Genomic DNA, 26,377 nt, shown 5'->3' with positions numbered 1-26,377 from the left:
ATCGTTGGCCGGGCATGAATCGGCTTGCACGTTGTGGCGCTGTCAGCGGCGCGTTGGCTGCCCGGGAGTACGATTCAGGCATGCCCGCACCTTCTTCGCAACGCGCCCTGCTCTGGGTGGTCGCCGCCTGTTTTTTCATGCAGACACTGGACACCACCATCGTCAATACTGCCTTGCCCGCCATGGCGCGCAGCCTGGGCGAGGACGTGCTGGCGCTCAAGCCCGTGGTGGTGGCGTACACGCTGACGATGGCCATGCTGACACCGGCATCGGGTTGGCTGGCGGACCGCTACGGCACGCGCCGCGTCTATCTGGCGGCGATCCTGGTGTTTGCGGTGGGGTCCGTGTTTTGCGGCCTGGCGCAGAGCCTGACGCAACTGACGATCGCCCGCGTGGTGCAGGGCGTCGGCGGATCGATGCTGTTGCCCATCGGGCGCCTGGCGGTGCTGCGGCGGGTGCCGGGCGACCAGTACATCTCGGCCCTGGCCTTCGTGTCCATCGCGGGGCAGGTCGGGCCGATCTTCGGGCCGACGCTGGGTGGGCTGCTGGTGCAGGTAGCCAGCTGGCATTGGATCTTCATGATCAATGTGCCGATCGGCCTGGCGGGTCTGTTCGCCGTGCGTCGCTATCTGCCGGAGGACGCGTTGGCCGATGTTGCGCCGTTCGACGTGCTGGGCTGCGGTTTGCTGTCGTTGTGCATGGTGGCGTTTTCGTTGGCGCTGGACCTGCCTGCCGGCGAGGGGCGGGCGGCCTGGTCGGCCGGGCTGTTCGCGCTGAGCGCACTGACGGTGGCGCTGTATGTGGTGCATGCTCGGCGGCGCGACAACCCGCTGTTTCAACTGCGCCTGTTTCGCGAACCCAATTTCAGCGTGGGGCTGATCGGCAACCTGGTGTGCCGCATCGGCAGCAGCGCCGTGCCCTTCCTGTTGCCGCTGCTGCTGCAGTTGCAGTTGGGCTATACGCCGCTGCAGTCCGGCCTGATGATGCTGCCGGCCGCGATTGCCGGCACGGTGTCCAAGCCCTGGATCGCGCCGCTGGTGCGGCGATTCGGCTATGACACGTTCCTGCTTGCCAACACGGTGCTCGTGGGGGCGTCCATCATGTCGTTCGCGGCCATCTCGCACGGCTGGCCCATGGCGCTGCAAGTGGTGCAACTGGCCTTGTTCGGCGCGGCCAACTCGATGCAGTTCGCGGCCATGAACAGCGTCACCCTCAAGGGACTGAGCACGCGCGACGCGGGCAGTGGCAACAGCCTGTTTTCGATGGTGCAGATGCTGGCCATCGGTTTGGGCGTGACGATCGGCGGCGGCCTGGTGGGCGTGTTTTCCGGGCCGGGCAATGCCGCGTTGGGCTGGGCGTTCACGCTGACCTTCCTGTGCGTGGGCGCGATCACATTGCTGTCGGCGCTCGTGTTCAGGCGCCTGGATGCCGACAGCCTGAACGGCTCCACGGGCGGTCGCGCCGCAGCTGGCTGACGGCTGCCCGCGATGGCGCAGCGGGGAATTCACCGCAGGGCAACCCACGCGGGCCGCATCAGCCAGCGCCGCATGGGGGCCGAGTAATAGCGGGCCACCAGGCCGCCCAGCATGGCGGCCAGCAGGATCGCCAGCACACTGGCCGCCGTCAATGCGCCTGCGCGCCACCAGGTGGATACGGCGCCGCCGGAATTGCGGCACGAAGCGGCCGCCAGCAGCAGCACCGGGAACATGTGCGTCAGGTAGATCTCGTAGCTGTTGTGACCGATCCAGCGCAGCGCGGCCATCGCGGGGTTGTGCCGCGGCGGGTGGGATGTGCGCAGGCTCCAGCCGATCAGCAGGCAGGCCACGCCGATTTCCAGCAGCGTGACGTTCAGTCCCAGGGCGGTCAGCCCCAGCGAGGACGTCGCCTTTCTAAGCAGGAACACCAGCGCGAACAAGGCGATGCCCGCGAGCAGCAGGCCGCGGCGGTACGAGTGGCGAGCGCGGTTCAGGCGGGCTGCGGCCAGCGCGGCCAGGCAACCGATGGCGATGCCGTCCATGCCCGAGAGATACGAGTGATCGGCCCAGATCTCGTTCTGGGTAAAGGCAACGCGGGCAAACGGGCCGAGCACCACGAACAGGAGCAGCGTCAGCCGCAACGCGCGCGGCCCCACTGCCAGGGACAGGAGGCAAAGCAGCGGAAAGGCCAGGTAGAAGGCTTCTTCGATGGAGAGCGACCACAGCACGTTCCAGGCTGCGGGCAGATAGCCGACCTGGGCCTCCAGCCAATTCAGGTGCAGCGTCACTGCGGCCGCGCTGGCGCGTGCCAGGGAAGTGTCTTCGATCACGAAGCCGGGCATCTGCGCCCAATGCAGGCCCGCCAGCACCAGCAGCAGCAACAGCAGGCAGGGATAGATGCGGGCGAACCGGCGCCACAGAAAAGGCGCCCACGGCACAGCGGCCAGGCTGCCCCAGCGCGCCAGGCAAGTGCGCGTGATCAGAAAGCCCGAGATGACGAAGAAAATGATGACGCCGTAGTAACCGCTGCGAAAGACGATGTTGAACAGCGGTGCGGGCAGCACCTTGCCCAGCAGGCTTTGTTCTTGCGGAATGTGGATCTGCACGTGCAGCAGCACGACGCACAGGATGGCGAGGCCGCGCAAGGCGTCGATGGCGGGGTTGCGAGGTTCGCCCGGCTCGGGGCGTTTGGCCCTGGGCATTGGGGCGTAGGCGGGCATGAGTCGGTCTGTCCAGGGGAAAACCGCCATGCTAGCCACGGCCCTGTCAGGGAATTGGGCGACTGTGTATAGATTTTGTAATGCCGAGGCCGGGGCAGGAGCCCGTTTGCCGGCCCTGGAAATGGAAGAGCGCCTCAGCTCGAGATGAGTCTGAGGCGCTCCTGCCCGGCTTCGCACGCGATGGGTGTCAGACAGCCCGGCAAGTCCAATCTACTGCTGCCCCTATGCCCGGGCAATAGGGAAAACCCCAGTGAAATTAGGGGGTTACAACATTTTTTTCGGTGCGGCCCAAGGCGGGCAGCTTGCGCGGCGAGTTCGTCAAGACTGTCGCGCCGCATTTGTCCGCCTCGGCATCCGCGAATTGTTGGCCCCTGCGGCCAAGCCGACACTGAGACCCTCATTCACAGCGAGCAGAGGTTGAAAATGTTGGCATTTCGCAGGCGTCAGACAGGGCAGGGCATGACCGAGTACATCGTGGTCGTGGCCCTGGTGGCGGTGGCGGCTATCGCCGTGTACCAGTACTTCGGACAGGTCGTGCGGTCGCAGACCGCGGCAATGGCGCGCGAGCTGGCCGGCGAAGACGGCACCAAGCAGTCGGGCGATGCACAGAAGGCCGCGCAAAAGGCCGCCGCGCAGACCAAGGCGCGGTCGCTCAAGTCCTTTACCGGCAACGCCGCGGCCGACAAGTGAACGCCAGGCTCGAGCGCGTTGCGCCATTCGCCTCGCAGCAAGGCCAGGTCTTGGTGCTGGGCATGCTGCTGGCGGCCACGGTATCGGTGTCGCTGGTCATGCTCTACAACCTGGGGCGCACGGTAGAGTCGCGCTCGAGCCTGACCCACGCCGCGGACGCGGCAGCTTACAGCGGTGCGCTGGAACAGGCGCGTCAACTGAATTTCCTGGCCTACGTCAACCGCACCCAGATCGCCCACCAGGTGGCGATGGCGCACCTGGTCACCCTGGGGACCGGGGCGCAGTACCTGCGCACGCTGGCGGGCCAGCGCAACCGCAACAACCCGCCCATGGCGCTGATAGCCATGCTGTTCGGCCCCGATGCCGGGCTGGCCTACGCGATGGCTCGGGGGCAGCCTGGCGCAGAGGCCGATCTGGCGCGCGCCTATGCCGAGCACGACCGCATCGTGCACCGGGTGCTGGATGCCGGCGCGGCCGCGGCGGTGAAGCATTTGCCGGCATCGCGTGATCGGCTCATGCGCGCCGTGCTGCACGACAACTATGCCGATGCGGGCGGCAGCTTTGGCCTGAATTCGTCGGCGCGGGCTGAGCCCGTCATCCGGCTGCTGAGCGACGGTTGGCCGGGTTTCGTTGCGCGCCACGCCGCCACGCGCCAGGGTGGCCTGCGTCCGGCGGTGGAGCAGGCAGCAGGACGCTTCGGCTTCCTGGATCGCCGCAACGAGACGCGCCGCAACCTTTGGCCTGTCAGCATGTATTGCCCGATCTTGCGCCATGAACTGCGGCGGCGCGGATCGACCTGGCTGGGGCCGGACGGTCGGTGGGGGGCGCTGGACACGCAATCGTTTCATGCGTTGCGGTCCAACCGGTGGGTTGGGTGTTACTACCGCGAATACGCCATGGGCTGGGGCACGGCGCAAGGCCAGAAATCCAGGCCGCCGCCCGATCTCGATTACGTGGAATCGCCGCCCGAGGATTTTTCCGCGCAGGATTTCTGGCGCTGGGTGGAACTGTCCACGAACTGGAACATCTTCGACGGCGCAACCAATCCCATGGCCAATTCCTATGCCATGGCGCAGGTGCAGCGCTGGCCTGGCCTGGGGCTGCCCGGGTATCGCGAGGTCGCACGGAGTCGCCGCGAGGCGCCCTTGCGCTTTGCCGTGGCGGTCAGCCTGGCAGGGCGAGCGTTGCCCACCACTGACGCCGCCAGTACGGTCGCTGCGCCGGTGGGCCGGTTTCGTCATGCCGCTTTGGGCGGGGGCGGAACGCTGACGGTCACCAGTGCCGCCGAAACCTATTTCGCGCGTCCGCAGGCACGGGGCGACGGGCGTGGCGAATGGGCCACGTTGTTCCGTCCGTACTGGCAGGCACGGCTGTCGGCCGTCACCCTGGCCGAGGCCCTGGCGGCCAAGGGGGCGCCATGATGCCCGCCTATCTTCGTCAGCGCGGCCAGGCTCTGGTCGAGGCGCTGCTCATGTTGCCGTTGTTGACGATGGCCTTCCTGGCCGTGGCCTGGGTGGGCAAGTTGCAGTTCGCCGCACAGGAAATGGCGCAGGCCAGCCGCCGGGCAGTGATGGCGTCCGCCGCCGGGGCGCCCCTGGCACGTCCGATTGGGGCCGGGGCACAGTCGGGCCGCTCGCAATCGATGCCGGGCGCCGCAGCGTCCGGCAATGCCGGTCTGCAAGCGGAATGGTTCGGGGCGGACCTGCAACTGTTGGCTGTCACGGCCGGGACGGCGTTGTCCGGCTCGGCACTTTGGAATGCCGCGCGCATCGCGCGCCGCACCAGTGTTGCGGCGGGGGCGGGATACGCGCATGGCGATGACGACGCGCAGCGTCGCATCGGGGCCGCCCCGACGGCCTGGAGGCAAGCGGCCGATCGTTCGTTGCCCTTGGCGCGCAGCATCGGGGGCAGGGTGGGGCGCGTGGATGCGCCCTGGGGGCGGCCTGCGATCACCACGGATTGGCTGTCGTCCTGGGCGGATCTGGTTCCCGCCGATCGCCTGGGCAAGCGCGGCAGGATGACGCCATGAGCACGCCTTCCCTGACGCGATGCGGTTGGCGTGGCGGCCCAATGGCGGGGGGCTGCACCCGTCGTTCATGGCGTGTGTGGGTTGCCGCTGCCTGGCTGGCCTGGCCTGCCGGGCCTGGCGTGGCCGCGGGCGCCGTACGGCAGGCAATGGGGCTACACGTGGCTTCCGGCGTGGCGTCGCTGTCGGCGCTGCGCTTTCCGCCGGGTTCGCGAGTCGAGCCATTGGCCGACCGCATGTGGCTGAGCGGTGCACCCGTGCAGGTGGTCGTATTCGACGCGCCGGTCAATGCACCTGAATTGATTCGCCAGCTGTCACGCCAGCAGCCGGCGCTGGGCGATCTTCAGGTGCTGCCGGGGCAGGCGATCTTGTCCGGCCAGGTCGGCGATGCCTGGTGGGTGGCGCAGATGGAAAGTCCCGAAGCCGGACGCTGTGTCGGCAGCATTTCCGCGATTCATGCGCAACCGTTGCCCGCCTCGGTCCCGCCGGCCTGGTTGCCGGCCAACGCCCGTCTCAGATTGGATTTCACCGTATTGGAAGGGGGCATGAAGGTGTCTGAACATATTTGGCAGCATCCTCTGCCGCCCGCACGCCTGGCGTTGCTGTTGCAGCAGGGGCTGCTACGGGATGGATGGCGCCGTGTTGAAAGCGAGCCGGCCGGCGCAGGGCGGCAGTCGTGGCGGCGTCAGGGGGCCCAATTGCAATGGCTGCTGGTGCCGTTGGATGCAGGCAGCGGTTTGTGGGTCAGGCGGTGGACGCCATGACCGGCTTCTTCACGCAAGGTGTGCGGCGCTTGCGCAAGGCCGCCGTGTATCTGCTGGCGCTGGCGGCGGGCCTGTTGTCCGCCTGGGCGGTGCGCGAGCACGTGCAGCAACGCGTGCTGGCGCTCGAAGCCGAGGCGCGCACGCCGCAGGTCAGCCGATTGGTGGCGGCCTACGATCTGCCTGCCGGCACGACGCTGGACGAATCGCATCTGGCGATACGAGACATCCCGGCGCAATGGGCGCCGGCCGCCAGCGTCGAGCCATCAGACATCGACGGCGTGCTGGGCGCCCAGCTGACTGCCGACCTGGCCCAGGGCGAACCGGTGCTCAAGGCCTATCTGGCCTTCTCCCTGCCTGTGCCGGCGCTGGCTTCGCGGCTCAAAGCCGGTCAGCGTGCGCTGATGGTTGCCGCGGGCGACCTGGGCGGTCTTTCGGACATGCTGCGAGCCGGAGACGCCATCGACATCTACGTGTCCTTCTCGTATCGCGATCGCGAGGTGACGGTGCCGCTGTTGCAAGGTATGCGGGTGCTGACGGCGGTGGACACGGCTGGGGGGGATGGGGCGGCCCATGTCACGCTGGCCGCCAGTCCGGACGAAGCCATGCGATACATCGCGGCCAGGCAGGCCGGAACGCTGACGGCGATGCTGCGCAGCCGCGACGACGCCGCAGCCGTCAGTGCGGTGCCGCAAAGCGACCTGGCTTCGTTGATCGGCCTGAACCGCGAGCCTCGCCGCAAGCCGGGCGTGGTCATCCTGTACGGCGACCAGCTGGGCGCGCAGAGCAGCGTGCAGGGCGCTGGCGCAGCCCGTTTCGAATCGGAGCATCCATGATCATTCGATACGTGGCGGCAGTGTCCGCGCTGTGCCTGGGACTGGTCTGCGCACCCGCCTGGCCCGCCGACGAGGCGCTGGAAATGCAGGTCGGCGAAACCCGTGTGCTGTCGCAGCCGGGCGTGACGCGCGTTGCCATCGGCAACGGCCAGGTGCTCAGCGCCGTCGCGACCGAAGGCCGCGAGGTCGTCGTCTTTGCACGCGCCGAGGGCGTGTCTTCGGTGCATCTTTGGGCGGCGGGGCAAGTCAAGGCCTACGACGTGCGGGTGGTACCGGCGGGGGCGCCGCGCTTGCGGGCCGAGGTCGAATCCCTGCTGGCGCGCATTCCGGGAACCCGCAGCACCTTGGTGGGCGGCCGCATCGTCATCGAAGGCGATGATCTGTCCGATGATGACCGCGCCCGCATTGCCGCCTTGGCCGATCGTTATCCGGATGTGCTGGATTTCACCGGGCAGGTCGGTTGGGACAGCATGGTGCTGCTGGACGTGCAGGTGGTCGAGATTCCCAGTTCCCGGCTGCGCGAGTTTGGCGTGCGCTGGGACGGCATGACGCAGGGGGGCGTGAATGCCGGCCTGGCTTGGGATGGCGGGTCGCGTGGCAGGATGGGCCGCCCCGGAGAACAGGTGATCGAGACCCCGGCGCCGGTGTCGTCGGCGGCGGGCTATTTCGGCGTCAATGCACTGCTGTCGGCGCGCATTGCTGCCCTGGCCCAGAACGGCGAGGCCGTCATGCTGGCGCAGCCCCAGTTGCTGGCGCGCAGCGGCGCCAGCGCGACCTTCCTGGCCGGGGGCGAGGTGCCTTATACGTCCACCGATTCGCGTGGCAATCCCACGACGCTGTTCAAGCCCTATGGTGTGTCTCTGCGCATCACGCCGCGCATCGATCGCAACGGTGTCATCCGTTCGTTGATCGAGGTCGAGGCCAGTTCCGTCGATATGGCGCTGACGTCGGCCAGCGGGCCGGCATTGCGCACGCGCCGCGCATCCACCGAGTTCAACGTGCGGTCGGGCGACACGCTGGTCATCGGCGGCTTCCTGTCGCGCGAGCGTTCCGACGAGCACACCGGTCTGCCTGGACTGAAAGACATCCCGATTCTCGGCGCGCTGTTTTCATCGCGCCGCTATCAACTGCGCGAAACCGAGCTGGCCATTTTCGTCACGCCCAAGATCGTCTCGCGCCACGAACCGGCCATGGCCGATCGGGTGCGGCGTGGCCGTGAAGTGGTGGATGCCGCGTTTCCCGAATCCCCGCGGCTGGGGACGGCGGTTCCGACGGCGGGGGGATGGGACCCCTATGCGGGGGCCGGTTCGCAGTGGGCCGATGGCAGCCGCGGTGTGACCGCGATCAACCAGGAATAGCGCCATGCTTGAAATCGAAATGACCTATGAAGACGCGGCGACGCGCAAGATCACCGTGGCCGCCCCGATTCTGATCGGCCGGGGCACGCAGTGCGGGCTGCGCATCGCCAACTGGCGGGTCGGGCGCCAACACGCGCGGCTGCTGCACGAGGCGTCGATGATCGTCCTCGAGGACCTGGGTACGCTGGGCGGCACGCTCGTCAATGGCCAGCGGGTGGTGCGCCATTCGCCCGTCATGCCTGACGACGAGATTCTGATCGGGCCATGCCGTCTGCGTGTGGCGTGGGCGCAGCCGGGCGGGGCGGAGGACGAACCGGCCGATGCCGCCACATTGGCGCAGCCTGTCACGGCGCTGGTTCCGGATGCAGGCATGCCTGCGCCCTTGGTCGTCGCGGCGCTGCCGTCCCTGCAGCAACGCCGACGATTGCATGCGGCGTTGCTGGGCGCGCTGGATTTGCGTCGGCGCGACGTCGCCGGCATGAGCGACGCGATGCTGCGCGCCGAGGCCGAACGGCTGTTGACGCAGATCGTGGCCGACGACGTTGATTTGCCGCCCGGAGCTGATCGAGTCGCGCTTTGTCGCGATGTGCTGGACGAGGCCGTGGGGCTGGGGCCGCTCGAACCCCTGCTGGCGGCGCCGGGCGTGACCGAGATCATGGTCAATCGGTACGACGAGATCTACATCGAGCGCGAAGGCCGGCTCTGGCGGCACGCAGGCGCCTTTACCAGCGAGCAGTCCGTGCGCTGGGTCATCGAACGCATCGTCACGCCGCTGGGGCGCCGCATCGACGAAAGTTCGCCGATGGTGGATGCCCGCCTGCCGGATGGTTCGCGGGTGCACGCCATCATTCCGCCGGTCGCGCTGAAAGGCGCCAGCCTGACCATCCGCAAATTTCCACAGCGCCGGCCCGGCATGCCCGACCTGCTGGCGGCAGGCTCGTTGAGCGAGGCCATGGCGCGGTTTCTGGCGCTGTGCGTGCGCATGCGCAAGAACGTGGTGGTGTCCGGCGGGACGGGCTCCGGCAAGACCACGCTTCTGAACATCCTGTCCAACGAGATCCCGGACGGCGAGCGCGTGGTTACCATCGAAGATGCCGCCGAGCTGCGGCTGAACCACGAACACCTGGTGGCGCTGGAGGCGCGGCCGGCCAACCAGGAAGGGCGGGGCCGCATCGACATCCGCGAACTGGTGCGCAATGCCCTGCGCATGCGTCCGGACCGTATCGTGGTGGGCGAATGCCGTGGCGCCGAGGCCTTTGACATGCTGACCGCCATGAATACGGGGCACGAGGGGTCGTTGACCACGTTGCATGCCAATTCCACACGCGATGCGCTTGCCCGCCTGGAATCGATGATTCTGATGGCCGGGATGGATCTGCCCTTGGCGGTGGTGCGCGAACATATCGCGGCCAGCATCGACATCATCGTGCAGCAGGCGCGCCTGGCGGACGGGCGTCGCGTGGTGACCTCGGTGGCCGAAGTGACCGGCATGGAAAGCGGCCGTATCCAGTTGCAGGAGCTGTTCCGGCACGAGCGGTCGGGCGGCTTCGTCGGGTGTGGGGCGGTGCCCAGCTTCGCGCAGGAATGGCGGGACGCGGCCGCGGGGCTGGACCCCGCCTGGTTCTGCGGTGCGGGCGAGATGGGCAATTCGGGCAATGCGGCGCCGGGCTATCCGGCGGGCCTGGCATGATCTGGCTGGCCGCGGGTGGGGCGATGGTGTGCGTCATGGTGTTGGCCTGGTGGGCGCAGGGCTGGTTCGCACCGGCGCTGCGGCGGTATCGCGCGATCTACACGCAGGAAGCCGGCGTCAAGCTGGGTGAGCTGTTCCTGTTCATCGATCCGGCGCAGCTGTGGGTGGGGGCGATGGTCGGCGCGACCCTGGCGGCGTTGCTGGCGTTCGCTGCGACCGCCAGTGGCCTCATTGCCGCAGTCGTCGGCCTGGCCGCGCTGCGCGTCCCGCGCATGCTGGTGGACGGCCTGCGGCGCCGGCGTGCCAGCCGGTTCGAGCAGCAGTTGCCGATGGCGCTGCTGATGCTGGCGTCGGCGTTGCGGGCTGGGGTGGCGCTGACGACCGGATTGCGCCACATGGTGGATCAGGGCGCTGCGCCGCTGGCCCAGGAATTCGGCCTGATGCTGCGCGAGCAACGGCTGGGCGTGCCGTGGGACCAGGCGCTCGAGAACCTGAATGTGCGCATGGCGGCCGATTCCACCGCGCTGGTCGTAGCCGCGATGCGCATCGCCGCACAGACGGGCGGCAACCTGGCCGAAGCGCTGGAAAGCATTGCCCAGACGGTGCGTGCCAGGCTGCAATTGCAGGCCAAGTTGCGGGCCTTGACGTCGCAAGGGCGCATGCAGGCCTGGATCGTGGGCGCCTTGCCCTTGTTGCTGCTGGCCGTGCTGGACCGGATGGAGCCGGAGATCATGGGGCTGTTGTGGCGTACCCCGCTGGGGTGGGCGGTGCTGGCCATCGTGGCGGTGCTGGAAACCGCGGGCGTGCTATTGATCCGGCGCATCGTCCGGATTGATTTCTGAGAGGCGCGCCATGTGGCTGTATCTGGGAATGGTATTGGCGGCGTTGGGCGCGGCCTGGTGGGCCTGGATTGTGCTTCGCCCCTTGTTGCTGGACGAACCGGCGGTGGCAAGCGCCATGCCATGGTGGTGGCGCATGGCCTGGCCCTGGATCAGCGCGGTGGCGCCCTTGGCGGCACCGCTGTGTTCCTGGCGGTGGCGGCGCCGCCTGGACCGGGCCATCGAGCGGGCCGCCTTGCCCGCGGAGATTCGCTACGAGCATATGGCCGCGTTAGGGGTGACCGCTGCGCTGGCGGGGGCAGGGGCGGCGGCCGCATTGGCGTGGGTCTTGACGGACGGCGGCCTGCTGGCCTGGGCGCCATGGGCCGGGGGCGCCGCGGCGGTGGCTGGCAGCGTGCCTGGCCTGTGGTTGAGAGGGCTGGGTGCGAAGCGGCGCCGCAGTGTCGAGCGCGACCTGCCGTTCGTTTTCGACATGATGACGCTTTGCGTCGAGGCCGGCCTGAGCATGCATGGCGCCTTGCAGCTGGCCGCGGCCAATGGGCCCAAGGGGCCGCTTCGCGATGCGCTGGCTGGGGCGTTGGCCGACATGCGCGCGGGCGTTTCCCGCACGGCCGCCATCCAGGCGTTGGCGGATCGTTGCGACAGCCCGCTGGCGCGCAATTGGGCCGCGGCGCTGGCTCAGGCGGACGCCCTGGGTATCAGCCTGGGGCCGGTGCTGAGGGCCCAGGCGGCGCAAAGCCGCAATGATCGTCAGGTGCGCGCCGAGCAACTGGCGATGCAGGCGCCCGTGAAGATGCTGCTGCCGCTGATTGCCTGCATCTTCCCGTGCACGTTCATCGTGCTGGCATTTCCCATCGCCATTCAACTGCTGCAGGGGACCCAGTGACCGGCCGGACGCCTTTGCCGCGGACGCGTCTGCGCCTCGTGCGGGTGTCGGGCTGGATGGGCAGGATGCGCGGCCTGTTGGGACGCCGCCCGCCGGGGCCGCGGTCGGGCATTTTGCTGGCGCCTTGCTGGGCGGTGCATACCTTCGGCATGCGCCACGCCATTGACGTGGCCTTCGTGTCGCGCGAGGGGCGGGTGATGAAGGTCTGCAGGGCGCTGGCGCCCCGCAGGCTGGCGTCATGCCTGGGCGCTGTGGCCGTTGTCGAGGTTCGGGCTGGCGTTATTGATGCCGAACACGGCGGTGTACGACGGATAGAAGCTGCAATAGAACACGCCGGCCGCCGCGATCGTGAACGGAATCTGCAGCGTGCTTGCAAACTGCGGTGACAATCCGATGTAGACGAGCAGGCCCGAGCAAAGATCGAGGAACAGGGCGATCAGCACCCAGGTGGCGGCATACACCAGAAAGGCCCATTTGTTGCGCCAGCAGGCAATGCCGGAGAAGAACAGGGCCTGCATCAGGCGCAGCCCATGCCAGGCCACCAGCACGGGCGCATACCAGAACAGCGCCGCGATGATGACGTACAGCACCGTGAAGATGATGAGCGGCGTGCGCAGCGCCTGCAGGATGGGCTCCATGCTGTTTTCGATGGATGCGATGCGCATGCCTTCGGCGAAGGCAGCCGAGAAGGGCAGGAAGGTGGCCAGGCCGGCGATCAGGCTGACGGCGGCATACAGCAGGCCCATCAGGAACAGTTTCCTGAAGACGCCAGGCTGTTTCAGGGGCTTGGCCCACATCGAGGGCAACATCACGCGGTCTGCCTCGACGTGCTTGCAGGCTGCCAGACTCATCATCGTGACGGACGGCATCAGGGCGATGAACAGGATCGGGCCGACGATCTGTGCCGCGAAAGCAAAAATGACCAGGAGACTGTTGGCCAGCGCCCAGGTGTACATGGCCAGGGGTTGCTTGCGGAACAGACGGAAGCCGTCTCGGACCCATTGCCAGCCGGAGGACGCGGGTAGGAATGCTGCTTGCATGGCTCTCTTGGGGAGTGATCTCTCAATAAGGGACGTGCTACCCCCATTATGGGGGGCGTAACGGTTACGGCAATACTGGCAGGCCCGCGCGGTGGCGCGCCTGCAACACTCTTTCGAAATGGCGGGGGTCGTGCGGCTTGAGCGTCTGGGCCGGCCGCGGCAGGAAATAGTCGTACAGGCGGGACAACCAGAAACGCAGGGCAGCCGCGCGCAGCATCAGCGGCCAGGCCTGGCGTTCGGCGTCGGTGAACGGCCGGACCCGGGCGTAGGCGGCCAGCCAGGCCTGGACCAGCTCGGGGATGAATTCGCCGGTATCGCGTTCGATGCACCAGTCGTTGACGCTGACGGCCACATCGAACAGCCAGGTGTCGCAGCCGGCGAAATAGAAATCGATGATGCCGCCCATGAGCGGATCTTCGAAGGTGCCGGCGAACAGCACGTTGTCGCGGAACAGGTCGCAGTGGGCCGGGCCCGCGGGCAGCGTCTGCCATGCCGGGGTGGCGGCGGCCGCTTGCTGGTCGGCCAGTTCGGTCTGCAGCAGTTGGGCCTGGCCGGCTTCCAGGAAGGGCATGACCTTGGGGGCCGTCTCGACCCACCAGGACAGGCCGCGCAGGTTGGGCTGCTGGATCGGGAAGTCCTGCCCTGCCAGGTGGGCGCGGGCCAGGGTAGCGCCGATCAGGCCGCAATGGGCGGCGCCGGGCGCAGGCTCGTAGCCGCCGGGCAGGCGCGAAACGATGGCGCAGGGCTTGCCGTGCAGGGTGGTCAGTCGGGTGCCGTCGCGCAGCGTCTGCGGCTGCGGCACGGGGATGCCGCGGCTGGCCAGGTGGTACATCAGCTCGATGTAGAACGGCAGTTGCGCCTGCGTCAGCACTTCGAACAGCGTCAGCACGTACTCGCCGCGGCTGGTGTACAGGAAATAATTGGTGTTTTCGATGCCCGCCGTAATCCCTCGAAGCGAGACGAACTCGCCCAGGTCGAAATGCGCCAACAGGGCGCGCGCGTCGTCGTCGGATACGGGGGTGAATACGGCCATTGATGTACGGAAAGAGGGGGAGTTAACGGGCGGGCGGACATGGCTGTACGCGGCGGCGGCGCAATTTTAGACCACATGGCGGGCAGGGGTTCACTGCCCGCGCAAACCGCTTGCCGGACACAAACCGGCCAAGCACCGTAAAATACCGCATCCCCTTGTTTTACTGAGCGATTCTTGGACTCCCCCGACTGGCGGCTGTGCGTCGCCCCGATGATTGACGTGACCGACCGGCATTGCCGCTATTTCCACCGGCTGCTGGCCCCGCGCGCACGTCTGTACACCGAAATGATCACGACCGGCGCGCTGCTGTATGGCAATGTCGCCCGCCACCTGGACTTCGACGAGGCCGAGCACCCGGTTGCCCTGCAACTGGGCGGTAGCGAGCCGGACGCCTTGGCGCAGTCGGCCAAGCTGGGGCGCCAGTGGGGCTACGACGAAATCAACCTGAACTGCGGCTGTCCGTCGGAACGCGTGCAAAAAGGGGCTTTCGGCGCCTGCCTGATGGCCGAGCCGGATCTGGTGGCCGATTGCATCAAGGCCATGCAGGACGCCGTGGACATTCCTGTCACCGTCAAGCACCGGTTGGGGCTGGATTACGACGAGTCCTATTCCTTCGTGCGCGATTTCGTCGGCAAGATCTACGACACCGGCTGCCGGGTGTTCGTGGCCCATGCCCGCAATGCGGTGCTCAAGGGGCTGTCGCCCAAGGACAATCGCGAGATTCCGCCGCTGCGCTACGACGTGGTGCGCCAGCTCAAGCAGGACTTCCCGGATTGCGTGTTCGTGCTGAACGGCGGGCTGGCCGATGCCGACCAGTCCGTGGCCGCCGCCGCCGATTTCGACGGCGTCATGCTGGGCCGTGCGGCATGGCACACGCCACGCGTGCTGTCCGAAGTGTCATTGCAGCTGTGGCCATCGGTGCGCCTGCCCAGCGATGCGCAGGTGGTCGACGCCATGATGGAATATGCCGCGCGCCAAGTGGCGCAGGGCGTGCCGCTGCGCGTCATGACGCGGCCCATGCTGGGCCTGGTGAATGGCCAATCGGGCGCGCGCCGCTGGCGCCGCATGCTGTCGGACCCGGCCCTGTTGGCCGCGAACAATCCGGCGCTGATCTATGACGCCTGGCGCAGCCAACGGCACGCGCCGGATATGCGCGGTGCCGCGCTGACGGCGGCGCCGGCGGGTATCTGATCCGGATATCCAGGCCAGATACTCAACCCAGGCATCCAGGCAAAAAATAACGGCCCCTGAGCAGGGGCCGTATCTGTCCGCAGTAAGTGTCCGCGGGCCGGACTCAGGACTTGGCCGGTTCGGCGCTTTCGGCGGGCCAGTCGCGGATGTAGGCCTTGAGCATGTTGTTTTCGAACTGCTGGGCCGCCACGATGGCCTGGGCCATGTCGTAGAACGAAATCACGCCCATCAGGGTCGGGCCATCCATGACCGGGATGTAGCGCGCATGCTTTTCGAGCATCAGGCGCTGCACTTCGTCGGCGCTGGTGTTGGGCGACACGCTGACCGGGGCGTCATCCATGATGGACCGGATGGTGGTTTCGCCTGCGCCGCCATGCGCGTGCATGTGGCGGATGATCTCGCGGAACGTCAGCATGCCCGTCAGGGTGCCGAATTCCATGATGACGAGCGAGCCGATATCCTGCTCGCTCATGGTTTGCACGGCCTGGGACACGGGCATGTCCGGCGATGCCGTGTAAAGCGTGTCTCCTTTGACGCGCAGAATCTCGCTGACCTTCAACATCGGTTTCTCCTGGGCGCAACGCGCCCTGATGCTATTTGCTATTTCTTGTTCGCTTCCAGCTGCAAGACCGGGGCGATGCCATTTCCGGTATTTTGCGCCTCTCCGCAAAGTTCTTCCAGCGTTGGCGTGTTTTGCTGGGAAATCACGGCCGAGGCGACCTTGAGGATTTCGGCGTCGTCGCGGACCCGCGGCTGGCCGCGATCCAGCAGGAAACGGTCCACGACGGGGGCCAGGGATGTCTCGCGGGCGTCGCAGGTCAGCACCCACAGGTCGTCCGGGCTGCGGGTGATCAGGCCCATGTCGCTGAGCCGTTCCAGGACCTCGTTCAGTTCGTCCTGGTGCAGTTTCAGGCCGGAAGCCAGCCGGTTGGCGGCCAGGCCAGGGGGGCTTTCGGACTGGGCCCGGCGCAATACGCGCAGCACGTCCAGGGCGTCCACGAAGGGCGCGCCAGGGTAACGGTTGAATTCCCAGCGGCCCAGCCGGATGAGCGGGGCGCTGGCGGCCAGGGTAGCCCCCAGCAGCACGGCCAGCCACGACAGGTAGATCCACAGCAGGAAAATGGGCAGCGTGGCAAACGCGCCGTAGATGACGGTATAGGTCGGGAAGCGGGTCAGGTAATAGGCAAACGCCGATTTCATGACTTCCAGCGCCACGGCGGTGACGCAGCCGCCCACCAGGGCGTCGCGCCACAGCACGTCGCGGTTCGGCACCACCACGAACAGCGCCGCGAACCCCAAGCCGGTGAGCACCAGCGGGATGAACGACACGGCGACGCTGACGATTTCGGGTACGTCGCGCACCAGCCCCAGGGATTCCCGGGCTACGAACGAGGTGGCCCACAGGCTGGCGCCGGCCACCACGGGCCCCAGCGTGATGACGGCCCAGTACACCAGGGCGCGCTGCGGCAGCGGCCGCTGCCGGGTGACGTGCCAGATGTCGTTGAAGGCCTTGTCGATGGTCATGATGAGCAGCAGCGACGTGACCAGCAGGAAGCCGCCGCCGATCGCGGTCAGGCGCGAGGCCTGGCGGGCGAACTGGTTCAGGTATTCCATGATGTTGTCCGACACGGACGGCGGCATCAGGCTGTTGGTCAGGAAGTCTTCGAGGGCGACCCGGAATTCCTGGAATACGGGAAAGGCGGTGAACAGCGACAGCACCACGGCCAGCATCGGCACGATGGCCAGCACCGTGGTGAAGGTAAGGCTGGACGCAACCTGCAGCAGCTTTTCTTCGTCGGCGCGCTGGGCGGTGAACAGGAAGGCGCGGCCCACGCGGACGCCCCACGAAGCGCGTGGGGGCGGGGGCTCGGTGGCCGCCGGCGCGGCGGCGGCAGGCTCGGCGGGGCGGTTCATCAGGCGATAATAGCAGCATGAACCCTGAACTCAACCCCCGCTTGCGCCTGGCGGCATCGGTGTCGCTGTTCGCCCTGATCGTGTTGTGCGTGACCTGGGAAACGGTCGTGGCGCCGCTGCGCCCGGGCGGCTCCTGGATGCTGCTCAAGGCCTTGCCGCTGGTGTTGCCGCTGCGGGGCATCCTGCGCGGCAATCTCTATACGTACCAGTGGGCCTCGATGCTGTCGCTGCTGTACCTGATGGAAGGCGCGGTGCGGGCGATGTCGGACCCGGCGCCGCTGTCGGTCCTGATGGCCTGGGGCGAGATCGTGCTGTCCACCGTGTTTTTCCTTAGCGCCATTTTCTACGTGCGGCCGGCCAAGCGGGCCGCCAGGAGCCAACGCGCATGAGCGCCCATTCCTTGTCCGAATTGCAGGCCGTCAACTCGTTCGCGGCCTTGCCAGAGGCGTTCTATACGCGGCTGGCGCCGCAGCCGCTGAACAATCCCCGGTTGCTGCACGCCAACGCCGAGGCCGCCGCCCTGATCGGGCTGGACCCGTCGGTGCTGCAGACGCCGGAATTCCTGCGTGTCTTTTCCGGGGCCGATCCGCTGCCGGGCGGCGATACGCTGGCCGCGGTGTACAGCGGCCATCAGTTCGGCGTCTGGGCGGGCCAGTTGGGCGATGGCCGCGCGCACCTGCTGGGCGAGATCCAGGGGCCGTCGGGCGCCTGGGAGTTGCAGCTTAAAGGGGCGGGTCTGACGCCGTATTCCCGCATGGGCGATGGCCGGGCGGTGCTGCGCTCGTCGGTGCGCGAGTACCTGGCCAGCGAGGCCATGCACGGCCTGGGCGTGCCGACCACGCGCGCGTTGGCGCTGGTGACCTCGGACGATCCGGTGTGGCGCGAAACCGTGGAAACCGCGGCCATCGTCACCCGCATGTCTCCCAGCTTTGTGCGCTTTGGTTCCTTCGAACATTGGTCGTCGCGCCGCCAGCCGGACATGCTCAAGGCGCTGGCCGACTACGTGATCGACCGCTATTACCCCGAATGCCGGGCCGCGCCTGCGGGCGAGCCCCAGGACGCCGCCGCGCCGTTCATGGGCCTGTTGCGCGAAGTCACCCGCCGTACCGCGCTGCTGATGGCGGATTGGCAGGCCGTGGGTTTCTGCCATGGGGTCATGAACACCGACAACATGTCGATCCTGGGGCTGACGCTGGACTACGGCCCCTATGGCTTCATGGACGGCTTCCGCCTGGGCCATGTCTGCAACCATTCCGATTCCGAAGGCCGCTATTCCTGGAACCGCCAGCCGTCGGTGGCCCTGTGGAACCTGTATCGCCTGGGCGGCAGCCTGCACACGTTGGTGCAGGACGTCGACGGCCTGCGTGCCGTGCTGGACGAGTATGAAGGCGTGTTCACGCGCGCCTTCCATGACCGCATGGGCGCCAAGCTGGGCCTGGCGGCATGGCTTCCGGCGGACGAACCGCTGCTGGACGACCTGCTCAAGCTGATGGACGCCAACCAGGCGGACTTCACCCTGACCTGGCGCCGGCTGGCCGATGCGGTGTCAGGCCGCCGAGCGCCGTTCGAAGACCTGTTCATCGACCGGCCCGCCGCCGCGGCCTGGCTGGATCGCCTGTTGGCGCGCCACGCGCAGGATGGCCGTCCGGCCGGTGAAGTTGCTCAGGCCATGAACCGGGTCAACCCGCTATATGTATTGCGCAATCATCTGGCCGAAGAGGCGATCCGTGCCGCCAAGACCGGGGACGCGGGCGAGATCGATACGCTGATGAAGCTGCTGCGCGCCCCGTTCACGGAACAGGCCGGCTATGAAAAGTATGCCGGCCTGCCGCCGGACTGGGCCAATGGCATTGAAGTCAGTTGTTCGTCTTGATGTTCGTTTTGAGCGATTCTTGACGACAAAACGGCTTTTTAGGGGTGGATACTGTAGAAAATTGGCGCATTGAGACGAAAAATCGCGGTTTTTTTCTCTGCAATCATTCGTTTCCATTGTAAAAGTCGTAAGATTGTCGCCTGCGGGACACTCAGGACGGTACGCCCGTCCTTGGGGCATTTGTCGACAATTTTCAATATAAAGCACTCTAAATATGCCTGGCGCAGATGGTTTGCTGTGTATCGGCCTGCTTGAGGATGATGCGGACTTCCGGGAGGAGTTGGCGTTGGGCCTGGGCGGGTACGGTTTCCGAGTGGCGTTTGCCTGTGACAACGCCGCGGCCTTTTACCGCCGCCTGCAGGAGCAGCCCTGCGATATCGTGATTCTTGATGCGCATCTTCCTGGCGAAGACGGCTTCTCGGTGGCCACGCGCTTGCGCGCGCTGAGCCCCGTCGGCATCGTGATGCTGACGGGCCGCAGCGCGCTCGAAGACCGGGTGCGCGGCCTGGAAGGCGGCGCCGACGTCTACATGACCAAGCCGGTGGACCTGCTGGAACTCAGTTCCGTCATCCGCAGCCTGGCGCGTCGCATGCGTCTGGCCAAGGTGCCGCGTCCGGCCGACGCCGAGACGCGCGCATCGGCCGATACCGCCTGGTCGCTGCAGGATGGCGGCTGGATCCTGGTGGCGCCGGATGGCGCGTCGCTGCACCTGAGCGCCCAGGAACGCACGTTCCTGATGGCCCTGATGGATGCGGCGGGGTCGGCGGTCAGCCGTCAGGCGCTGGCGGAATTGTTCCTGCCGGACAGCCCCGGCGGCTTCGAACTGCGCCGTATCGACGTGCTGGTGAGCCGCCTGCGCGCCAAGGCGCAAAGCGCGGGCCTGAAGTTGCCCGTGCTGTCCGTGCGCGGCCAGGGTTACGTGTTCGCGGCCTGATCCGTGTCGGCCGCTGCCGGCGGCCGGGCGGGCAGGGTGATGACAAAGCGCGTGCCCACGCCGACCTGGCTTTGCATGGTCAGCGAGCCGCCCTGGGTCTGGCAGATGCGCCGGGCCAGGTACAGGCCAATCCCCATTCCCTGTGTTTCGCGGTGCGCCGAGCGGCGGAAATGCGGCTCGAAGATGCGCGCCTGTTCGTCCTGGCCGATGCCGGGGCCGCTGTCGGTGACCGCCATCCAGGCCATCGGTACGCCATTTTCCAGCGTGCGGCCGGTGTCGATGCGGATGGGTTCGCTGGCCGGCGAATACTTGATGGCGTTGTGGATGAGGTTGCGCACGACGACGCTGGTGAGCGGACGATCGCAATAGACGGGCAGGGTGTCGGCGCCGGTCTGCAGCAACAGGGCGTGTGCCGTGTCCGGCTGCATGGCGGCCACCACGTCGCCCACCAGTTCCGACATGTCGGTCAGTTCACCGCGTGGCGTCCAGGCCTCGCCGCCCAGGCGGTCCTGGTTCAGCAACTGTTCCATCAATTCGGTCATGCGGGTGACGGACCGGTGAATGCGGGCCAGGCGGTTGTCGACCGCCTCGCCGCTGCCGGACAGAATCATGTCCAGCGACTGGGCCGCTGCGCTGATGGTGGCCAGCGGCGCGCGCAGTTCGTGCGAGATCAGGGCGTTCATCTGGCGCTGGGTGTCGAGGGCGCCGGCCATTTCCACCAGCCGCAATTCGCCTTCGATCTGATGGTCGACTCCGGCGGGCTCGGTGCGGGCCGGGTCCTGGCGCGGCAGGCGTTCCATGCCGGCCAGCAACAGGGCGGCCAGCACCAGCAGCAGTCGGGCCAGTTCGGGCGCGAGCGCCCCGCCGACGGTGGGGGACCAGGCGTCCTGGGCCAGCACCCAGGCCGATAGTACGTAGGCGGCGCCCAGTGCGAGCGCAGAGGCCCGGTGCGGGCCGCGTCTGGCCGCGGCCGCCAGGAACCACGCGGCCAGCGCCGCGCTGGCCGCCGCGCAGACGGCGGCGATCAGGCCGGGCAGCGGGCCGCTATCGGCGTCATAGACGAAGATCAGCGCCAGCGCCGCCAGGCCTGTCAGCCCGATGCAGGCCCAACGGCTGGCGGCGGCCAACCGGGCGGCGGCAGGGCTGCCGGCAATGAGCGGGACGGTCAAGGCCAGCAGTGCGGCGAACGAGCCGGCCTGCAAGGCACCGGCGGGAAACAATTGGGGCTGCACGCGCAGCACGCCTTCCACCACCACGAACGCCAGCGCGGCGCCATAGCGAGCGGTGCGCGTGTAGGCCCAGGCGGCGGCAAATGCCGCCGCACATGCCAGCGCGACGCCGGCGATAAGGCCAGCGTGCAGGTCGGGGTAGGGATTGGCGGGGCTGGCGGCCAGCAACGGGCCGGGCCAGGACAGGGCCGCCATCAGCCATGCCGGCCAGCTTGATCGCGCCGGGCGCTGCAGGCGGCTGCGGCTTGCGCGGCGATGGCGCACGCGCCAGAGGGTGCGAAGAAACAATCCTTCCGTCAACTAGGAACCCATTGTTGGTCAGGCGCGAGGTCGTGCGCGCGGGCGAAGTTTACGACAGCGCCGCGAATCGCGCGGATGCCGATTTTCTCGAGGATGTCGCGGGTGGCGGCATCGGGCACGTCTTCGGCGTATACGGCCATGTTCAGCGAAACGGCCGTGGCGACGACGGTGGCCGCCAGGTGCTGGCTGCCGGGGCTGTGCAGGATGCCGGTGATGAAGCCGCCGCACAGCTTTACGTATGACAGGGGGTATTCATGCAGGTGTTCCATGGCGCCGAACTGCTGTGACAGGCGCGACAGGCCGACCCGGCCGCCGGCCTGGGTGACGATATGGCAGAGCTGGCGCATTTCGGCGCCGTGTTCCACCAGCGCGGCGGCATCCACTTCGACGATCAGCCGTGCCGTGAGGGCGGGGCGGTCGGCCAGCATGCGTTCCAGCCGGGACAGGAACGCCGCCTGGGCCAGCGAGGCGCGCGACAGATGCACCGTGAGCGCATCCGTGTGGGTGTACAGCCAGTCCAGGCCCAGGCGGATGGCCTGGATGTCGCATTCGGCCGACAAGCCCAGGCGCACGGCGGGCGGCATGAAGATCGAAGCCGGCACCGGGTCCGCACCCGCGGCGTCGTGCAGGGTCAGGCTGGCTTCGTGGTGCAGCAGGTCGCCCGAGACGTCCGCCAAGGGTTGCACCGACAGCGAAAACCGGTGCTGCTCCAGGGCGGTGGACAGGGCATCGTGCCAGCTGTATTCGCCGATGCGGGTGCTGTCGGCGGCCTGGCTGGCCGGGGCGATCTGGTCGTCATCAGCGCTTTCCGCGCACATCAGGGCGTGGTCCAGCCGCGCCAGCGTGTCGCTCATGTTGTCGCCGGGGGCATAGGCGGCCATCGCCAGCGCCCAGCGGCACCAGCCGCGCTTGTCCATCGGCACGCGCAGCGAGCGCAGTTCCCGGCGGACGCGCTCGGCCAAGAGGCCGGCCTGGGGGGCCGAGGTGCGGGGCATCAACAGCGCGAAGTCCGAGCCGCCGATGCGGGCCAGCACGGCGGTCGGACCGCCCGAGCCGTCCACCAGCTTGCGCAGGCGGTCGGATGCCGATCGCAGCCATTGGTCGGTGAAGGCGCGCGACAGGTGGCGGTTGATCTGCGCCAGGTCACGTTGGCGAAACAGCAGCACGTGGCCGCCCGCGTCGGGCGCCTGGTCGGCCAGCGCCAGCCGGAAATGGTCGATGAAGTACTTGCGGTTGGGCAGGCGGGTGACGGCATCGCGCGAGATCTCGCTTTGCAGCGATTCAATGCGTGCGCTCTGTTCCTGCACCGTGGCGGCCACTTTGCGCTGGGCGTCGACCAGGGCCTGGTCCACGCCGGCCAGTTCGCAGGCGTGACCGGGGGTGGGGTCGCCGCCCGGGGCCAGCGCCCGAACCCGTTCGCAGATGTCGCGTGAGGTGCGCGCTTCGATCCAGCGCAGCAGGTTGACGGCAAACAGCGTCCAGAAGACGCCGGCTGCCAGCACCAGGCCGATCACGCGCACGCCGCCTTGCCAGAGCGTGTCGCGGGCCAGTCGGGAATCGGCCTGGACGGTGACGCTGCCCAGGGGGCGGCCGTCTGCCGAAACAATGGGCCGGGTGGCGACGGGGGCGGCCATCGTCAGCCAGCTGTCGCGCCAGTCGCGCGCCTGGGCAGGCGCGTCGGCGGGCGGGTTGCGGCGTTCCACGACCGTGTCCCCATTTGCTGCGGCAATGCGCACCAACGAATACAGGCCGGCCCCGAAGAGGTCATCGGCCAGCCGGGTCTTGTCCTGCGTGCCGCCGGCATCGTGCGACAGGGCCCAGGCGAGGGCGCTGGCGCCGGCCTGACCCTGCTGGGCCAGCTGGGTGTTCAGGTAACGATGGGCGGCCAGCATCCCCAGCGCCTGCGCACCGAGCAAAATGAAGGCAATCAGGAGGGCGGTGCAGAGGATCAGCCGGCGTAATGTGGACATGTAATAAAGGTTCCCTTCGTGGCCCGCACCGTTGCCGGTGCCGTGCAATGCCGGCCTGCCAGTAAAAGGGGGAACGTCAGGCAGCGAAAGTGCCCGATCGGGAAAAATGCTGGATAAGAAACGTGACACACGTTACTAATACCTCAGTGTCGTCGCGTACGCTGTAATTCCGCATGTCACAGAACATACAGAATATTACGAAATCACCTGCGATATCAGACAACCTGTGCAATTATTTCGTTCGTGATAATTGCCCGGATGATAACTATTGAGACAGGCCGTATTAATTTTCCGGCTCTGGCTGTCGTAGTAAGGGCACGGCATGGCACAAAGGACCGGCCAGCGACTGCTATCCAAGGACCGTCATGACCCCACGCGAGCAATCAGACCAGTGCAGGAATCGAAGGAAAAGGAGCGCGTTGCTCCTGAAGTGTGGCGTTTTTTTGCGAAAATAATGCATAATTTAAAAAATGTTACAGCCCTTGGGTTTCTTTCCGGACCACAACGCCAAGGGTTTCTAGATAGGGGGCTCCGTGCGTGAGAGTTACCTGCTCGCACTGTGCCTGACGCTCGCGGGCGCACTTGCAGCGATAAGTTTGTTTTTCGTCCGCAGGGAACGCGTCCTGCGCGGTCGACTGACGCGTGACGAATTGACCGGCGTGCTGAGCCAGCGAGAGCTGCATCGGCGCGCCCGTGCCTGGCTGAACCAGGCCGACAAGCAGTCCGGCCGGGGCGCCTTCGGGCCGGGCGGCGCCGCGCAGGCGGACCGCGAGCCCCAGGACATCGCGCGCACCCGCACGGGCGCGCGCGGCATTGGTGCGTTCTTTCTGGTCAGTTTTGACCAGTACGCCGAGATCAGCGCGATGCTGCGGGCGGGCGAAGACCAGACCCTGCTGGTGATGGTGGCCGACCGGCTCAGCCTGATCACGCGCGCGCTGGGCGGCATGGTGGCGCGCAGCGGCACCGATACGTTCACGGTGTGCATCCCCGAGGTGGACGAAGAAGGCGCGGCGCAGGTGTCGGCCAAGCTGCTCGAAGACCTGTCGGTGCCCTACGAGTTGGGCGGCCGGCCCCTGATCGCGGTGTTTCGCGTGGGGGCGGCGTTGTATCCGGACCACGGCCGCAGTGTGGAAGAATTGCAACGCTGCGTGCAGGTCGCGATGGTGCCGCTGAAAGAGCGGGGCGGTCCGGGCTGGAACATGTTCGACTTTCGCATGCTGGCCCGCCAGCGTGACCAGCAAGGCCTGGAAAATGACCTGCGGCTGGCACTGACCACCGCGTCCATGGATCAGTTCGAACTGTATTACCAGCCGGTCTGCGACAGCGGCACGGGCGTGGTGCAGGGCTGCGAGGCGCTGCTGCGCTGGCACCACCCGGAACTGGGCAGCGTGTCGCCGGCCGTGACGATCGAGCTGGCCGAGCGCAGTGGCCTGATCGTGCCGCTGGGCGCCTGGATACTTGAACGGGCCTGCTCGCAGGCCGCGCTGTGGCCGGCGGCCTGGCGGGTGCACGTGAACCTGTCGGTCAAGCAGATGAACGAGGACAGCCTCGTGCAGCTGGTGTCCGACGTGCTGGCCTCGACCCGCCTGGCGCCGCGCAAGCTGGTGCTGGAGATCACCGAGTCGATTTTCATCATGCACTACGACCGCCACGTGAAGATCCTGAACACGTTGCGCGCCAAGGGCATCGGCGTGGCGCTGGACGATTTCGGTTGCGGCTATTCCAGCCTGAACCACCTGCGCCACCTGCCGATCGACTGGGTCAAGATCGACCGCAGCTTCATTTCCGCGCTGGAATCCGATGCCGGCAGCCGCGAAGTCGTGTCCGCCCTGTTCGGGCTGTGCCAGGCCATGCACCTGCCGGTGGTGGCCGAAGGCGTCGAAACCGAGGGCCAGCGCGAAATCCTCAAGTCGCTGGGCTGCCGCGTGATGCAGGGATTCCTGCTGGGCCGGCCCGCGCCGGCCGCCGAAATTCAGGCTTTGGCCTCGGCGGTGTCATAATCGGGGTTGCTTGCAAACTCACGACCTGTTGACTTCCTATGCCCGGCAATACCCTCGGTACCTTGTTCACCGTCACGAATTTTGGCGAATCCCACGGGCCGGCCATCGGTTGCGTCATCGATGGCTGTCCGCCGGGACTGTCCCTGGATGCCGCCGATATCCAGCTTGAACTGGACCGCCGCCGCCCCGGCACGTCGCGCCACGTCACCCAGCGCCAGGAAGCCGACCAGGTCGAAATCCTGTCAGGGGTCTACGAAGGCCTGACCACCGGCACGCCCATCGGCCTGCTCATCCGCAACACCGATGCGCGCAGCAAAGACTATTCGAACATTGCCGACACCTTCCGGCCCGGCCACGCCGACTACGCCTACTGGCGCAAGTTCGGCCTGCGCGACCCGCGCGGCGGCGGCCGTTCGTCGGCCCGCCTGACCGCGCCCACCGTGGCCGCGGGCGCCGTGGCCAAGAAGTGGCTGGCCGAACAGTACGGCGTGAAGGTGCGCGGCTACATGAGCCAGCTGGGCCCTATCCCGATCCCGTTCGTGTCGTGGGACGAAGTGCCGAACAACCCGTTCTACGCGCCCAACGCCGATGTCGTGCCCGAACTGGAAGCCTACATGGACCAGTTGCGCCGCGACGGTGATTCGGTCGGCGCGCGCATCGAGGTCGTGGCTGAAAACCTGCCGGCCGGCTGGGGCGAACCCATCTACGACCGCCTGGACGCCGACATCGCCCACGTGATGATGGGCCTGAACGCCGTCAAGGGCGTGTCCATCGGCGCCGGCTTTGACTGTATCGCGCAGCGCGGCTCCGAGCACGGCGACGAAATCACGCCCGACGGTTTCCTGACCAACCATGCCGGCGGCGTGCTGGGCGGCATTTCCACCGGCCAGCCGGTGACGGTGTCGCTGGCCATCAAGCCCACGTCCAGCATCCGGGTCGAGCGCCGTTCGGTCAACCGCGCCAACGAGCCGGTGATGGTGCAGACGCTGGGTCGCCACGATCCGTGCGTCGGCATCCGCGCCACGCCCATCGCCGAAGCCATGCTGGCCCTGGTGCTGATCGACCACGCCCTGCGCCACCGCGGGCAGTGCGGCGATCGCGCCTGAGGGCCG

23 protein-coding genes and 1 pseudogene are annotated in these 26,377 nt (G+C 67.4%); 17 read left to right on the top strand and 7 right to left on the bottom strand.

Translation table 11 applies throughout. From position 1 onward, the window contains the following. Positions 1-80 precede the first annotated feature (80 nt). Positions 81-1,475 carry a multidrug transporter subunit MdtD gene (gene mdtD / locus HV798_RS10025; protein ID WP_175192624.1) on the top strand — a complete coding sequence of 465 codons (1,395 nt, stop codon included), beginning with the start codon at positions 81-83 and terminating at the stop codon, positions 1,473-1,475. A 29-nt stretch (positions 1,476-1,504) separates the two neighbouring features. On the opposite strand, the gene HV798_RS10020 is transcribed toward mdtD, so the two are convergent. Further along, positions 1,505-2,695: an acyltransferase family protein gene (locus HV798_RS10020; protein ID WP_175192623.1), complete on the bottom strand. Its 1,191-nt coding sequence runs from the start codon at positions 2,693-2,695 to the stop codon at positions 1,505-1,507. Between the two features lie 423 nt (positions 2,696-3,118). Between HV798_RS10020 and HV798_RS10015 the strand changes: the two genes are divergently transcribed. The 10 genes and pseudogenes from HV798_RS10015 to HV798_RS31925 all read left to right on the top strand — a co-directional run. Beyond that, complete coding sequence (locus tag HV798_RS10015; protein WP_042884052.1) at positions 3,119-3,385, top strand: hypothetical protein; 267 nt, start codon at positions 3,119-3,121, stop codon at positions 3,383-3,385. Continuing rightward, complete coding sequence (locus HV798_RS10010; RefSeq protein WP_343038544.1) at positions 3,382-4,806, top strand: hypothetical protein; 1,425 nt, start codon at positions 3,382-3,384, stop codon at positions 4,804-4,806. The genes HV798_RS10015 and HV798_RS10010 overlap by 4 nt, the downstream gene beginning before the upstream one ends. Continuing rightward, positions 4,803-5,414 (top strand): pilus assembly protein, encoded by a 612-nt coding sequence (locus HV798_RS10005; RefSeq protein ID WP_175192622.1) that lies wholly within the window; start codon positions 4,803-4,805, stop codon positions 5,412-5,414. Before HV798_RS10010 ends, HV798_RS10005 begins: the two co-directional genes overlap by 4 nt. A 158-nt stretch (positions 5,415-5,572) precedes the next feature. After that, the gene (locus tag HV798_RS10000) at positions 5,573-6,175 is read left to right on the top strand and encodes a hypothetical protein (protein WP_246288668.1); all 603 of its coding nucleotides are present in this window, start codon (positions 5,573-5,575) and stop codon (positions 6,173-6,175) included. After that, positions 6,172-7,008 carry a Flp pilus assembly protein CpaB gene (cpaB, locus tag HV798_RS09995; RefSeq protein ID WP_175192621.1) on the top strand — a complete coding sequence of 279 codons (837 nt, stop codon included), beginning with the start codon at positions 6,172-6,174 and terminating at the stop codon, positions 7,006-7,008. Before HV798_RS10000 ends, cpaB begins: the two co-directional genes overlap by 4 nt. Then, positions 7,005-8,366 (top strand): type II and III secretion system protein family protein, encoded by a 1,362-nt coding sequence (locus HV798_RS09990; RefSeq protein WP_175192620.1) that lies wholly within the window; start codon positions 7,005-7,007, stop codon positions 8,364-8,366. The genes cpaB and HV798_RS09990 overlap by 4 nt, the downstream gene beginning before the upstream one ends. A 4-nt stretch (positions 8,367-8,370) precedes the next feature. Then, the gene (locus HV798_RS09985) at positions 8,371-10,056 is read left to right on the top strand and encodes a TadA family conjugal transfer-associated ATPase (protein WP_175192619.1); all 1,686 of its coding nucleotides are present in this window, start codon (positions 8,371-8,373) and stop codon (positions 10,054-10,056) included. Further along, complete coding sequence (locus tag HV798_RS09980) at positions 10,053-10,898, top strand: type II secretion system F family protein (protein WP_025135289.1); 846 nt, start codon at positions 10,053-10,055, stop codon at positions 10,896-10,898. The genes HV798_RS09985 and HV798_RS09980 overlap by 4 nt, the downstream gene beginning before the upstream one ends. A 10-nt stretch (positions 10,899-10,908) precedes the next feature. Continuing rightward, entirely contained in the window at positions 10,909-11,781 is an 873-nt protein-coding gene (locus HV798_RS09975; protein WP_175192618.1) for a type II secretion system F family protein, read from the top strand. A 56-nt stretch (positions 11,782-11,837) separates the two neighbouring features. After that, positions 11,838-12,011: pseudogene (locus HV798_RS31925) on the top strand (DUF192 domain-containing protein); the annotation flags it as partial. A gap of 6 nt (positions 12,012-12,017) precedes the next feature. Here HV798_RS31925 and HV798_RS31695 read toward each other — a convergent pair. Together HV798_RS31695 and HV798_RS09965 are read right to left on the bottom strand one after the other, a co-directional pair. Then, positions 12,018-12,821, bottom strand: a complete 804-nt coding sequence (locus HV798_RS31695; RefSeq protein ID WP_246288666.1) for a BPSS1780 family membrane protein — start codon at positions 12,819-12,821, stop codon at positions 12,018-12,020. Positions 12,822-12,885: 64 nt separating this feature from the next. Continuing rightward, positions 12,886-13,854, bottom strand: a complete 969-nt coding sequence (locus HV798_RS09965) for a homoserine kinase (RefSeq protein ID WP_175192616.1) — start codon at positions 13,852-13,854, stop codon at positions 12,886-12,888. A 174-nt stretch (positions 13,855-14,028) separates the two neighbouring features. Here HV798_RS09965 and dusA point away from each other — a divergent pair, with 174 nt between their 5' ends. Continuing rightward, positions 14,029-15,045, top strand: a complete 1,017-nt coding sequence (dusA, locus tag HV798_RS09960; RefSeq protein ID WP_175192615.1) for a tRNA dihydrouridine(20/20a) synthase DusA — start codon at positions 14,029-14,031, stop codon at positions 15,043-15,045. A 103-nt stretch (positions 15,046-15,148) separates the two neighbouring features. Here dusA and HV798_RS09955 read toward each other — a convergent pair whose 3' ends face one another. Together HV798_RS09955 and HV798_RS09950 are read right to left on the bottom strand one after the other, a co-directional pair. Continuing rightward, complete coding sequence (locus tag HV798_RS09955; RefSeq protein WP_025135294.1) at positions 15,149-15,607, bottom strand: CBS domain-containing protein; 459 nt, start codon at positions 15,605-15,607, stop codon at positions 15,149-15,151. Positions 15,608-15,645: 38 nt separating this feature from the next. Continuing rightward, positions 15,646-16,959, bottom strand: a complete 1,314-nt coding sequence (locus HV798_RS09950) for a YihY family inner membrane protein (protein WP_175192614.1) — start codon at positions 16,957-16,959, stop codon at positions 15,646-15,648. 17 nt (positions 16,960-16,976) lie between these two features. On the opposite strand from HV798_RS09950, the gene HV798_RS09945 reads away from it, so the two are divergent. The 3 genes from HV798_RS09945 (at position 16,977) to HV798_RS09935 (ending at position 19,766) form a co-directional block, all read left to right on the top strand. Continuing rightward, positions 16,977-17,348: a DUF2069 domain-containing protein gene (locus tag HV798_RS09945; protein ID WP_175192613.1), complete on the top strand. Its 372-nt coding sequence runs from the start codon at positions 16,977-16,979 to the stop codon at positions 17,346-17,348. Further along, on the top strand, positions 17,345-18,832 hold the full coding sequence (locus HV798_RS09940) for a protein adenylyltransferase SelO (protein WP_175192612.1): 1,488 nt from the start codon (positions 17,345-17,347) through the stop codon (positions 18,830-18,832). The genes HV798_RS09945 and HV798_RS09940 overlap by 4 nt, the downstream gene beginning before the upstream one ends. 214 nt (positions 18,833-19,046) lie before the next feature. Continuing rightward, entirely contained in the window at positions 19,047-19,766 is a 720-nt protein-coding gene (locus HV798_RS09935; protein WP_025135298.1) for a response regulator transcription factor, read from the top strand. Here HV798_RS09935 and HV798_RS09930 read toward each other — a convergent pair. Together HV798_RS09930 and HV798_RS09925 are read right to left on the bottom strand one after the other, a co-directional pair. Further along, positions 19,748-21,190, bottom strand: a complete 1,443-nt coding sequence (locus HV798_RS09930; RefSeq protein ID WP_246288664.1) for a sensor histidine kinase — start codon at positions 21,188-21,190, stop codon at positions 19,748-19,750. The two genes, HV798_RS09935 and HV798_RS09930, sit on opposite strands and share 19 nt — an antisense overlap. Positions 21,191-21,291: 101 nt before the next feature. Beyond that, positions 21,292-23,265, bottom strand: coding sequence for a bifunctional diguanylate cyclase/phosphodiesterase (locus HV798_RS09925; protein ID WP_175192610.1), 1,974 nt, complete (start codon positions 23,263-23,265; stop codon positions 21,292-21,294). 533 nt (positions 23,266-23,798) lie between these two features. On the opposite strand from HV798_RS09925, the gene HV798_RS09920 reads away from it, so the two are divergent. Both HV798_RS09920 and aroC read left to right on the top strand, forming a co-directional pair. Continuing rightward, positions 23,799-25,265 (top strand): putative bifunctional diguanylate cyclase/phosphodiesterase, encoded by a 1,467-nt coding sequence (locus HV798_RS09920; RefSeq protein WP_025135301.1) that lies wholly within the window; start codon positions 23,799-23,801, stop codon positions 25,263-25,265. 38 nt (positions 25,266-25,303) lie between these two features. Continuing rightward, the gene (gene aroC / locus HV798_RS09915; RefSeq protein WP_175192609.1) at positions 25,304-26,371 is read left to right on the top strand and encodes a chorismate synthase; all 1,068 of its coding nucleotides are present in this window, start codon (positions 25,304-25,306) and stop codon (positions 26,369-26,371) included. The last annotated feature ends 6 nt before the right edge of the window (positions 26,372-26,377 follow it).

Origin of the sequence: Achromobacter deleyi, from assembly GCF_902859705.1 — a bacterium.
Taxonomy (GTDB): domain Bacteria; phylum Pseudomonadota; class Gammaproteobacteria; order Burkholderiales; family Burkholderiaceae_B; genus Achromobacter; species Achromobacter deleyi.
The sequence above is the reverse complement of the archived record's forward strand: the minus strand, read 5'-3'. Positions and strand labels throughout refer to the sequence as shown.